Annotated in this window: 12 protein-coding genes; 8 read left to right on the plus strand and 4 right to left on the minus strand. The window is 62.7% G+C overall.

Going from position 1 to position 11628, the window contains the following annotated elements; genetic code table 11:
• Positions 1–66: 66 nt before the first annotated feature.
• On the minus strand, positions 67–1104 hold the full coding sequence (locus KF794_00660; GenBank protein ID QYK45265.1) for an acyltransferase family protein: 1038 nt from the start codon (positions 1102–1104) through the stop codon (positions 67–69).
• A gap of 154 nt (positions 1105–1258) precedes the next feature.
• Here KF794_00660 and hrpB point away from each other — a divergent pair, with 154 nt between their 5' ends.
• The 3 genes from hrpB to KF794_00675 all read left to right on the plus strand — a co-directional run bounded on the left by hrpB (position 1259) and on the right by KF794_00675 (position 5977).
• Entirely contained in the window at positions 1259–3742 is a 2484-nt protein-coding gene (gene hrpB / locus KF794_00665; GenBank protein ID QYK45266.1) for an ATP-dependent helicase HrpB, read from the plus strand.
• 96 nt (positions 3743–3838) lie between these two features.
• Positions 3839–4387, plus strand: coding sequence for a TIGR02281 family clan AA aspartic protease (locus KF794_00670; GenBank protein QYK45267.1), 549 nt, complete (start codon positions 3839–3841; stop codon positions 4385–4387).
• Positions 4388–4477: 90 nt separating this feature from the next.
• The gene (locus tag KF794_00675) at positions 4478–5977 is read left to right on the plus strand and encodes a phosphomannomutase/phosphoglucomutase (protein QYK45268.1); all 1500 of its coding nucleotides are present in this window, start codon (positions 4478–4480) and stop codon (positions 5975–5977) included.
• Here KF794_00675 and KF794_00680 read toward each other — a convergent pair whose 3' ends face one another.
• The 3 genes from KF794_00680 to KF794_00690 form a co-directional block, all read right to left on the minus strand.
• Positions 5978–6550 carry a pilus assembly protein gene (locus KF794_00680; GenBank protein QYK45269.1) on the minus strand — a complete coding sequence of 191 codons (573 nt, stop codon included), beginning with the start codon at positions 6548–6550 and terminating at the stop codon, positions 5978–5980. It lies immediately after the preceding gene.
• Positions 6547–7122 carry a pilus assembly protein gene (locus KF794_00685; GenBank protein QYK45270.1) on the minus strand — a complete coding sequence of 192 codons (576 nt, stop codon included), beginning with the start codon at positions 7120–7122 and terminating at the stop codon, positions 6547–6549. The genes KF794_00680 and KF794_00685 overlap by 4 nt, the downstream gene beginning before the upstream one ends.
• A 117-nt stretch (positions 7123–7239) precedes the next feature.
• Complete coding sequence (locus KF794_00690; GenBank protein QYK46530.1) at positions 7240–7656, minus strand: pilus assembly protein N-terminal domain-containing protein; 417 nt, start codon at positions 7654–7656, stop codon at positions 7240–7242.
• 378 nt (positions 7657–8034) lie between these two features.
• Here KF794_00690 and KF794_00695 point away from each other — a divergent pair, with 378 nt between their 5' ends.
• The 5 genes from KF794_00695 (at position 8035) to KF794_00715 (ending at position 11626) form a co-directional block, all read left to right on the plus strand.
• Entirely contained in the window at positions 8035–8196 is a 162-nt protein-coding gene (locus KF794_00695) for a Flp family type IVb pilin (GenBank protein QYK45271.1), read from the plus strand.
• Positions 8197–8404: 208 nt separating this feature from the next.
• On the plus strand, positions 8405–8566 hold the full coding sequence (locus KF794_00700; protein ID QYK45272.1) for a Flp family type IVb pilin: 162 nt from the start codon (positions 8405–8407) through the stop codon (positions 8564–8566).
• A 150-nt stretch (positions 8567–8716) separates the two neighbouring features.
• Complete coding sequence (locus KF794_00705; GenBank protein ID QYK45273.1) at positions 8717–9223, plus strand: prepilin peptidase; 507 nt, start codon at positions 8717–8719, stop codon at positions 9221–9223.
• A 133-nt stretch (positions 9224–9356) separates the two neighbouring features.
• Entirely contained in the window at positions 9357–10163 is an 807-nt protein-coding gene (gene cpaB / locus KF794_00710; GenBank protein QYK45274.1) for a Flp pilus assembly protein CpaB, read from the plus strand.
• Positions 10164–10183: 20 nt separating this feature from the next.
• Positions 10184–11626, plus strand: coding sequence for a type II and III secretion system protein family protein (locus KF794_00715; protein ID QYK45275.1), 1443 nt, complete (start codon positions 10184–10186; stop codon positions 11624–11626).
• Positions 11627–11628: the final 2 nt, after the last annotated feature.

Below are 11628 nucleotides of genomic sequence, written 5' to 3' on the forward strand. Positions count from 1 at the left end.
GCGAGGCGGGCACGGCAAGCGCAACCGCCCCCTTAGATGGGGACAGTTCGCCCAGCTGAAAAGGGCTTATTCTGCGGGCTGCAACCGCGCCTTCCGCGTGCCGCCGATATGGAACGCGGCAGGGCGCACGAACAGGAAATCGAGTTTCGTTCCGCGGATGAGCGCGTGGAAGACGAGCGGCACGACGACGCCCATCGCAGTCACGAGTAATGCGACAGTGCCGAGGTCGGGGACAATGCCGGTCTTGAGTAGCACCGTTCGCGTCGCCGCCATCGGCAGGAAGAACGCGAGATAGACCACGATGGAGTTTTCGCCCGCGTAGCGCAGCACGGAGAGCCAGTTCACTTTCGCGAGCAGTGCAGCCATCGTAACGATTGCGCCGGCGCCGAGAAAGCCGAGGATCAGCGAGACGAAGGGCAGATCGCCATAGCCCGCGAACACCAGCACGCCGTTCATCGTGCCCCATGCCGCGAGCGAAGCCAGCGCGACCGCAGGATTGTCCTGCACGCCGCGCGCGAACGAGAAGACGTGTGAAGCGAGCCAGTAGCCCGCGAAGAAATAGACGAAGCGTCCCGCGAATTCGTCGATCATGATCCAGCCGGTATGGATCGGCGCGATTTCGAGTGCGGCGGCAATGGCGAAGATCGCGACCGGCGGCACGCGCCGGGTCAGCTTCGTCACCACGAAAAACACCGGCAGGATATAGATGAACCACAGCGTGCCGAACGGCTCGGCGAAAGCGAGCGCATATTGCTGCGCGACATGCGCGACGCCGCCCTGCGCAAGAAAGCCCGGCGCCTTGAATGCGAACTGGATCGTCACCCAGAGCAGGTAGAAATAGAGAAAGTGCACGACCTTCTTGTCGAGGTAGTCGCGCCAGTTTCGGTCGATCACCCGCGCGAGGAACAGGCCGGAGATCAGGAAGAAGTCGGGCATGCGGAACGGCTTCGCGAAAGCGACGAGGTAATGCATCCAGCTCTCGCGTCCGGCAGCGGCCTCGACGCCGAGCGTGGAGTGCATCATCACCACCATGACGATGCAGAAGCCCTTGGCGTAATCGACCCAGTCGACCCGCGGCTTCTCGTATTTCGCGATCGCTTCCATATGCTGTCTCCGCGCAAACGCGCGTACTGTGCCCGATCGGGACACTAGCCGCCGCCGCTTAACTTCTGGTGCAAGCAAAGGGCCGGATTTCGTGCTTTTGACCGCGCCCGGTCGAGCGGCTATTTCGCGAAGGATTTTAGCGAACGCATTAAGAATGAATTCACCACGAGAACCGAGCAACGCGGCCTTTCCGGTCGATGAGGCGCTGCCCGCGCTGAAAGACGTCTTGCGCACGCGCAATGCGGCCGTGCTGGTAGCGCCGCCCGGCGCCGGCAAGACCACCCGCGTGCCGCTCGCATTGCTGAACGACCCGTGGGTGAAGGGCGGAAAGATTCTCGTTCTGGAACCGCGGCGCATCGCGGCCCGTGCCGCCGCGTCGTTCATGGCGAACTCGATCGGCGAGCGCCTCGGCGAGATGGTCGGCCTGCGCGTGCGCTTCGGTTCGAAGGTCGGCGCGAAGACAAGGATAGAGATGATTACCGAAGGCGTGTTCACGCGCCTTGTGCTCGACGATCCCGAACTGAAGGGGATTGCGGCTGTCGTGTTCGATGAATTCCACGAGCGCTCGCTCGATGCCGATCTGGGCCTCGCGCTGGCGCTCGATGCCCAGCGCGGCCTGCGCGAAGATTTGCGGATTCTCGTCATGTCCGCGACGCTTGATGGCGCGCGGGTCGCGAAGCTGCTCGGAGCGGCACCGGTCATCGAAAGCGAAGGCCGCGCCTATCCGGTCGAGACGAAATATCTTGGCCGCGACGTGCGCACGCCCATTCATCAGGAAATGGCGGACGCGCTCGCGCGGATAGCAGGCAACGAGGAAGGCTCGATCCTCGCTTTCCTTCCGGGCGTAGGCGAAATCCGCCGCGCGGCGGATTTTCTCGCCGAGCGTATCCGCGACAGCAGCACCGACATCGTGCCGCTTTACGGCGCGCTGGACAGCGGCGTGCAGGATAAGGCCATCGAGCCTTCGCCGCCGGGCCGCCGCAAGATCGTGCTCGCGACCTCGATCGCGGAGACGTCGATCACGATTAAAGGCGTGCGTGTTGTGGTCGATTCCGGCCTCGCGCGTGTGCCGCGCTTCGAGCCGGGACTCGGCCTGACAAGGCTGGAAACCGTGCGCGTGTCGCGCGCTTCCGCGGACCAGCGGCGCGGCCGCGCGGGTCGCACCGAACCCGGCGTTTGCTATCGTCTGTGGGACGAGGAGCAGACGCGAAGCCTTTTGCCGTTCGCGCCGCCGGAGATTCTCGCGGCCGATCTCACCAGTCTGGTTCTCGACCTCGCGCAATGGGGCGTGCGCGATCCGGCGTCGCTGACATGGCTCGATGCTCCGCCTGCTGCTGCGATCAACGAAGCGAAGACGCTGCTTCTCGCTCTCGGCGCAATCGACGCGAGCGGTGCGATCACCGCGCTTGGCCGCAAGCTTGCGAAGTTGCCGCTGCATCCGCGTCTCGCCGCCATGATCGTCGCGGCGGCGGATGAGGATAATGCGCTGCTCGCTTCCGAGATCGCGGCGGTGGTTTCCGAGCGCGGCCTCGGCGGCAACGACCCCGACCTCGCGCACCGCATCTCCGAGTTCCGCCGCGATAAGTCCCGGCGCGGTGAGGAAGCGCGCAATCTCGCGAAGCGATGGGCAGAGTCCGCGGGCGGAAAAATCCGCGAAACACCGCCCGCTCATGCCGGCGCTCTGCTCGCGCTCGCTTACCCGGATCGCATCGCAAAGGCGCGCGCGGAACGCGGCGGCGCGTTCCTGCTGGCAAATGGACGCGGCGCGAAGCTGGAGCAGACCAGCGCGCTTTCGCGCGAGGCATATCTGGCGGTCGCGGAGCTTGCCGGTGCCGCGCAGGAGGGCCGTATCTTGTTGGCGGCGCGCATAAGCGAAGCGGAAGTGGCTGCACGTTTCCCGGATAAAATCACGCAGACGGAAGAAGCCGTGTTCGATCCGCAGGCGCGCGCGGTGCGTGGGCGTGCGGCGCGGAAATATGGCGCGCTCGTCCTGAGCGAACGCCCGCTTTCCGTTCGCGCGGACGAAACTTCGGCGGCTGCGTTGGCAAACGGTATCGCCTCGCTCGGCATGCATCTTCTTCCGTTCTCCGCCAACACGAGCCGTTGGCTGGAGCGCGTGCGCTTCCTGCGCGCGGCGGAAGGCGAAGAATGGCCGGACCTTTCGGATGCGTGGCTGACCGTGAATGCGGAAAGCTGGCTCGCGCCTTTCCTGCCCGGAAAAACTTCGCTCGCGCAGATTTCCGCCGACGATGTTTCGCAAGCCCTGCGCGCGCTGCTCGCCCCCGATCTCGCGCGCCGTCTCGAAATGGAAGCGCCCGACCGTTTCACCGCGCCGACCGGTTCGGAGCTTGCCATCGACTACGCTGCGGGAGCCGGCCCCACGATTTCGGTGAAGGTTCAGGAGTTGTTCGGGCTGTCGAAACACCCCTCCGTTGCAGCGGGGAAAATTCCGCTGGTGCTTTCACTTCTGTCGCCCGCCGGACGTCCGATCCAGGTGACGCGCGACCTGCCAGCGTTCTGGCGCGGCTCGTGGGCGGACGTGAAAAAGGAAATGCGCGGGCGCTATCCGAAGCACGTCTGGCCGGACGATCCTTCATCGGCAGCACCCACCCGGCGCGCGAAGCCGCGCGGAACTTAAAAACTTATTGAAAATGCCGCGATCATGCCCACCTGATCTGCGTTAACGGGCCTCTCATGCTTTCCGCGCCATTCTCGCGCGCCGCCGGGACTCGCCATGTTTCGCTTTCTCGTTCTTGTTTTCGTGGGCTTCGTGATGCTGTCCGTCTACGCACCGGACGTGGCACAGGATCTCATGCGCCGCGGGCGCGATGCCTTCGTCGCTTTCCAGCAAGGTAACGTCACCGAGCCGCTTCGCGTCGACACGCCCACGAAGGAGAAGGACAACGATGCCGGCGGCATCGTGCGCATCCGTTCCGATTACGGCGGGCACTACACCACCGACGTCGATTTCAACGGCCGCCGCTTCAAGGCTCTCGTCGATACCGGCGCGACGCTGATCGCGCTTCGCTATGAGGACGCCCGCGCGCTCGGCCTGATCGTGCCCGGCGACCGCTTCGACATTCAGGTGAATACCGCGAACGGCGCGGCCCGTGCCAAGCGCATCACGCTTCGCTCGGTACGGATCGGCTCGATCCGGCTGGAGAACGTGGATGCGATGGTCCTCGACGAAGGCGCGCTCGGCCATAACCTGCTCGGCATGAGTTTCCTGCGGCGTTTGGCCCGCTTCGAGATCAAGCGCGGCGTCCTCGAACTGGAACGCTAGGCGGCCGTGGGCCGTACCCAATTCCGCCTGCTTTCGTGCTAGATCGCTTTCCGCCCGGCGCCCGCCGGATTGTGCCAGCACGGAATTTCCATGTTTCCCAAGCCGAAAGCGGCGATCGCGCCGAACACCTACGAATATGAAACGACCCCGCTCGTGAAGCCGACCGGCTTTCGCGAGTACGACGCGCGCTGGCTGCTGGAAAAAGAAATCAACCTCATTGGCATTCAGGCGCTGGGCCTCGGCATGGCGACGCTGTTTCACGAACTCGGCGTGCGGCCCGACATCGTGGTCGGCCACGACTTTCGCGGCTACTCGATGTCGGTGAAGGCGGCGCTGACCTCGGGCCTGATGGCGGGCGGCATGCGCGTCCACGATGTGGGCCTCGCGCTTTCGCCGATGGCGTATTTTGCGCAGTTCGAGCTGGATTGCCCCTGCGTCGCGATGGTGACGGCCTCGCACAATGACAACGGCTGGACCGGCGTGAAGATGGGCGCGGCACGCCCGCTGACCTTCGGACCCGACGAGATGGGCCGCCTGAAGGAAATCGTGCTCGAAGGAAAATCGAAAACGAAGGACGGCGGCTCGTTCAAATTCATTCCGGGCTTTGCCGAGCGCTACATGGCGGACCTCGCCAGCCGCCCGAAGCTGAAGCGGAAACTGAAAGTCATCGCCGCTTGCGGCAACGGCACCGCGGGCGCGTTTGCGCCGAAAGTGTTGGAAGCCATCGGCTGCGAAGTCGTCCCGCTCGATACCGGACTCGACCACACTTTCCCGAAATACAATCCGAACCCCGAAGACCTGAAGATGCTGCACGCGGTGCGCGATGCCGTGCTCGCGCACAAGGCCGATGTGGGCCTCGCCTTTGATGGCGACGGCGACCGTTGCGGCGTGGTGGACGATCACGGCGAGGAGATTTTTGCCGACAAGGTCGGTGTCATGCTGGCGCGCGATATGTCGGCGGGCGGCAAGGGCGGCCAGTTCATCGTGGACGTGAAGTCGACCGGCCTCTGGCTCACCGATCCGGTGCTGAAAGCGAACGGCGTGAAGGTCGATTTCTGGAAGACCGGCCACTCCTACATCAAGCGCCGCTCCAGCGAATTGAAGGCGGTCGCCGGTTTCGAGAAGTCAGGCCATTTCTTCTTCGGCGCGCCGTTCGGCCGCGGCTATGACGACGGCCTGCTCTCCGCCATCGCGGTTTGCGAGATGCTCGACCGCAATCCCGATAAGAAAATGTCGGACTTGCGCCTCGCGCTGCCGCGCACCTGGCAGTCGCCGACCATGTCGCCGCATTGCGACGATGAAAAGAAATACGGCATCGTCGACAAGGTGGTGAAGCACTTCGAGGCCGCGAAGGCGAAAGGCGAAAAGGTCGCCGGTCAGGCGATCCGCGATCTCGTCACCGTCAACGGCGTGCGCGTCACCGTCGAGGACGGCACCTGGGGCCTTGTGCGCGCGTCGTCGAACAAGCCGGAACTGGTTGTCGTGATCGAAAGTCCGGCGTCCGAAGCGCGGATGAAGGAAATGTTCGCCGCCGTTGACGCCGTGCTGCGCACGCATCCGGAAGTCGGCGAATACAACCAGAAAATCTGATCAGTTCGCGCTGCGGACGATCGTCGTCACCAGACGCGGACGGATATAGAGCTGATCGAACATGTTGACGGTGCCGCCGGTGAAGGCGCCGCCGATCACCGGCGTATAGGCGTAGCCAACTTCCGCCCAGATGATCGAAGTATTCGCGGCATTCAATCCGGCCGGCAGGGTGACCGTGGAGCCGACCGCGCGTGCCGTATCCTGCAGCGCCTCGCTCCAGCCGACGGTCGCAACGCCTGCACCATTGATGTTGACGCTGGTGATCTTGATCTTCAACAGGCCGCCGTTCCAGGTGTAGGGCGCGAACACGGCCTTTGCCGCGTCCATGATCGCGGTCACTTCCGCGTTGGTGATCTGGTTATCGCGTGCAACGAGGTCGCCTACCGTATGTGCGACCAGCACGACCTTGCGCTTGATGATGATGCCCTGCGTCAGCGCGGTGCCGCCGAGATAGAGAATCGCCATGAACGGCAGAATCATCGCGAACTCGACCGCGGAGATGCCGCGGTCGTCGCGCCGGAAGCGCGCCAGCTTCGCGCGGAATCCGGAAAGGAGCTTGGCCAACGCGATCATTGATACGGCTCGTTGCGGAATGCGACCGCCGACATGATCAGCCGCTTGCCGCTCGGCGTATCGGCGAGATCGAGTCCGAAGGTGCGAAGAATGAGCGGCCACTCGTACATGACGCGCACGATGACGATATCGCCGGGACCGCCCGCATTATACTGGAAGCCGCTGTTGTCGATCGAGCCGTCCGGCTTGTAGGTCGGCTTGTTGAGGTTCGCGCTCGCGAATGCGCCGGATGTGCGCACGTCGATCATCATCGCCGAACCGCAACTGAACAGGCCGAGCACGCGGTTGCATAGCTCGGTTTTGAAGCGGGCCTGATCGAAATTCTGCTTCTGCGCCTGTCCGGTCATGATCAGGCGGCTGGTGTCGTTCACCGCGGTTTCGAGCACCTGACCTGCCCAGAACACCAGCGCAAGCTCGATGATCGCGAACATCAGCGCGAAGAACGGAACCACGACAATGGCGAATTCGACCGCCGCCGCGCCGTCGTTGCGCTTGCCGAAGCGGACGATAAGTTTGCGCAGGCCGCGCGTCGCCACGCTTGCCTTCACGCTTTCGAACCTGATCCCAAACATGAGTTTCGCTCCCGAATCTCGCGACCTTCATACGGGAAGCGGCTTGAAGAATCGTTGAACGCGAAAACCGTTCGCGAGCGGCGTCTTTTACGCGCCATTAACCGTGACGGAGGGTTGTTACTGTTTTGGCGCGGCTGCTGCCGGGTTGCCGGCGGAGATACCGTTGCGGACGCCGATCTGGCCGACGACGGAATCGAACACCGCAGCGGAGTCACCCGGCACCAGCGTACGCTCGCAATTCGGCGTGCAGCTCAGGGATTCACGGTCGGTACCGCGATACACGGTGAGGGCTGAGCGCGGCGAAGTCACCTGAATCGTGTGCTCCACCAGTATGTTGCCGCGATTATCCAGCGCCATGAGATTGGTCACGCCATATCCCTTGGCGGTTACGACCAGTAGCCCGCCGCTTTGCAGCGTAGCGTCCGCAATCGAGGGATTGCCGATGATAATGGTGGCGACGCGATCGGGCAGCTTGAGGATACGCGCCTGATCGAGCATCACGCCGAAGGTATCGGCGGGCGACTTGCCCGGCATCAGCGCGAACGCGCAGATCACGAGCAGTACTCTCGGCAACGAACGCAACACGGCCAACTCCTCACGCGACATACACTTTGACTGCGACAATCTCCGCGAAAATGGTGAATGAACTCCAAATGCGCTTCGCTGTCTTCGTTCTCTACATTGGTGTTCGAGGCGCGGTGTCAAGCTACCGCCGTTGTTTTCTAAAGGTTCTTCGATCTCGGCAAACGATCGTTAACGCTGTTTCGTTTCCCGCTGAAAACACAGGGTTTCTGCGATCGAATTAACCGTGACGCAATGCACGCGATGTAGGTTGGCACCAGTTCGATCGGGCAACAAAAGCCCGGCGGACGTAAGCGCAGAGAGCCAACTAGGTTCAAGGAGCCTTGAAAGATGAAAACTCTTGCTCGTTTCGTGAAAGACGAGTCCGGTGCTACGGCCATCGAATACGGCCTGATCGCCGCCTGTATCTCGGTTGCGATTATCGCGGTCGTGCAGGGCGTCGGCACCAAGCTGACCTCGACGTTCACTTCGGTTCAGAACGCCCTCAAGTAAGCGTTCGCGAACTTCGAAAAGCAAAGGCCCCGGCATCGTCCGGGGCCTTTCGCGTTTCCAGGGTATGAATGGCAAACGGTCAGAAAGCCGGAACTTTCGATTCAACTTTAATCGCCGCGCTTCACGGGAACGAAGGAACTTTTTCGTAGCTTATGTTCATCACCGGACAGAAGAGCCGGTGGCCTTGTCTGTTACGTGGGAGCCTCCAATGAAGAATCTTGTTCGCTTTCTGAAAGACGAATCCGGCGCGACCGCCATCGAATACGGTCTGATCGCCGCCTGTATCTCGGTCGCGATCATCGCGGTCGTGCAGGGTGTCGGCACCAAGCTGACTTCGACCTTCACTTCGGTCGAAAACGCACTGAAGTAAGGAACTCTACGGGTTCCTGACTTCTCTCGCGCTGCGTTCGATAGACCCCGGCTCCGGCCGGGGTCTTTTCATTTTCTTAAGGTCCGATTCATCTTTCGCTTATGAGTAGCCCTGTAGGCTGCGTGCGGTTTCCTCACGCGCGTGATGAAGATGATGCTCGAACTTCTCGTACTCGGTCTCTTTCCGGCGATGATGGCGTTCGCCGCGGCGAGCGATCTCGTCAGCATGACGATTTCCAACCGCGTATCGCTGGCGCTGGTCGCCGGTTTCTTCCTGGTAGCCTGGCTGACCGGGATGGGCTGGGGCGATATCGGGCGGCATCTGCTGGCCGGGTTCGCCGTGCTGGTGGTTTCGTTCGGCTTCTTCGCACGCGGCTGGATCGGCGGGGGCGACGCCAAGCTCGCGGCCGCGACCGGCCTGTGGCTCGGCTTCTCACATCTTCTTGAGTATCTGCTGGTCGCTTCAATTGCGGGCGGATTGCTGACGCTGATGATCGTCTGGCTGCGGACCTTGCCGTTGCCCGCGGTGTTCGCGCGCCAGGGCTGGATTGCCCGCCTGCATGCGGTGGACAGCGGGATTCCTTACGGCATCGCGCTTGCCATCGCCGGACTGCTGGTCTTCCCCGACACCCCCTACATGCGTGCCCTCACGGCCTAAGGCCCTGTCAGCCCGCTAAAAACATCTACCGCTCATTAACCATAAGTTGACCCTTAGCTGGTGAAATCCGGCATGAGGCGACCGTGCGACCCATATCGGGTGCTCACGGATTCGAACGAGTGGAAGTGAGCGTATGAAACCCGCGCGTCTGATCGTACTGCTAATCGCCGTCGTCGCCGGCGGTCTTGCCTTCATGCTCTCCGGTGGAGAGCGTCAGGTAATCGTGCAGCAAGTGCCGCAGATCGTGCGCCCGCAGGCGGAGACGGTCGAGATTCTCGTGGCCAAGGTCGACATCGGTGTCGGCCGTGCGGTTTCCGCCGACGATCTGACCTGGCAGGCATGGCCGGTCGCGGCCGCGGGGCCGTTGTTCATCCGCCGCACCAATCGTCCGAACGCCATCGAGGAATTCAAGAGCGCGGTTGCGCGCTCGCCCTTCATTGCCGGCGAGCCGATTCGCGACCAGAAACTGATCCGCGCCGACGGCTCCGGCTTCATGTCCGCGATTCTTCCCGCGGGCATGCGCGCGATCTCGACCGAAATCTCGGCCGAAACCGGCGCAGGCGGCTTCATCCTGCCGAACGACCGCGTGGACGTGATTCTCACGCGCCGCGACCAGACTGCGCAGCAGCAGGGCGGCAATGACGGCATCGTCAGCGAGACGATTCTCCGCAACATCCGCGTGCTCGCGATCGATCAGGCCATCGAAGAAAAGAACGGCTCGCGCGTCGTGATCGGCAAGACCGCGACGCTCGAACTGAACGGCCAGCAGGCCGAAATTCTGGCGCAGGCCCGCCAGCGCGGCACGCTATCGCTCGCGCTGCGCTCGCTCGCCGACGCCAAACCGAATTTGCTGAGTGAGACGACCGAAGATCCGCAGCAGACGTCGAGCCGGATCAACTTCGTCCGCTTCGGCATCAACTCCAGCCAGACCGTGAAGTAAGCGAAGGACCGGTGTTCCCCATGCAAAACAAGCTGGCCGCCAAAGCAGGGTTAACATTCGCTTTCTTTTCGCTGTTCGCGGGGATTGCGTTCTTCTCCGGTTCGCCGCGCGCGGATGCGAGCGATCTCCCCGGCGCGCAGCCCTATGCGAAGCCGGTGGTGCAGCAGCGCATTGGCGGATTTCTTCCGCTCGGCATCGGCAAGACCGTCGTGATCGACCTTCCCGTCGATGCCAAGGACGTGCTGGTCGCGAATCCGGCGATTGCGAACGCGGTGATGCGCTCGGCGCGCCGCGCCTACCTGATCGGCGTGAAGGCCGGCCAGACCAACATCATTTTCTTCGACGCCGACGGCAAACAAATCGCGGCTTATGACATCGAAGTTGCGCTGGATGCGACCGGTGTGCGCGCTGCTGTGCAGAAGATCGCGCCGAACGCGCAGATCAAGATCGACGCCATCGGCGACAGCCTTGTGCTCTCCGGCCTCGTCAACAATGCAGCCGAAGCGGCGCAGATCTTCGACACCGCGTCGCGCCTCGTCGGAGACGCCAACAAGGTCGTGAACGGCCTCACCATCCGCGATCGCGAGCAGGTGCTGATCAAGGTGACCGTGGCGGAAGTTCAGCGCAACATCCTGAAACAGCTCGGCGTGGACTTGCAGGGCGCCAGCATCAATGTCGGCACGGCGGTCGTGAACTTTACGACCAACAACCCGTTCTCCGCGCAGAACCAGACGCTCTCGAACACCGCGATCTCGCCGGTCTTCCAGTTGCCAAATGGCGGCACCGTCACTGCGACCGTGCGAGCCATGGAGCAGGCCGGCATCATGCGCACGCTGGCGGAGCCAAACCTGACTGCGATCAGCGGTGAGTCCGCGAAGTTCCTTGCGGGTGGCGAATTCCCGATCCCCGCCGGTCAGAGCTGCGATCCCGTCAACGGCTGTCAGATCCAGATTCAATTCAAGCAGTTCGGTGTGGGCCTCGAGTTCACGCCGGTCGTGCTCGGTGAGGGCCGCATCAGCATGCGGGTTGCGACCGAGGTCAGCGAACTCTCTGCGGAAGGCGCGATCCGTCTTTCGTCCGTCACCATTCCGGCGCTGCGCGTTCGCCGCGCCAACTCGACGATCGAGCTGCCCTCCGGCGGCACGATCGTGATGGCGGGCCTGCTGCAGGAGCAGACCAAACAGAACATCAACGGCCTGCCGGGCCTGATGAATCTTCCGGTGCTCGGCACGCTGTTCAAGAGCCGCGACTACATCACGGGCCAGACCGAACTGATGATCATGGTCACGCCCTATGTCGTGAAGCCGTCTGCGCGTCAGGATCTGGTGCGGCCGGATGAAGGTTTTGCCAATCCGTCCGATCAGTCGACCGTTCTGATCGGCCGTCTCAACAGGATTTACGGCGTTCCCGGTGTCAACGACCCGAAACGTCTCAAGGGCGACTATGGGTTCATTCTGGATTAAGT

The sequence above is a fragment of the Xanthobacteraceae bacterium genome, from assembly GCA_019454205.1.
Lineage (GTDB): Bacteria > Pseudomonadota > Alphaproteobacteria > Rhizobiales > Xanthobacteraceae.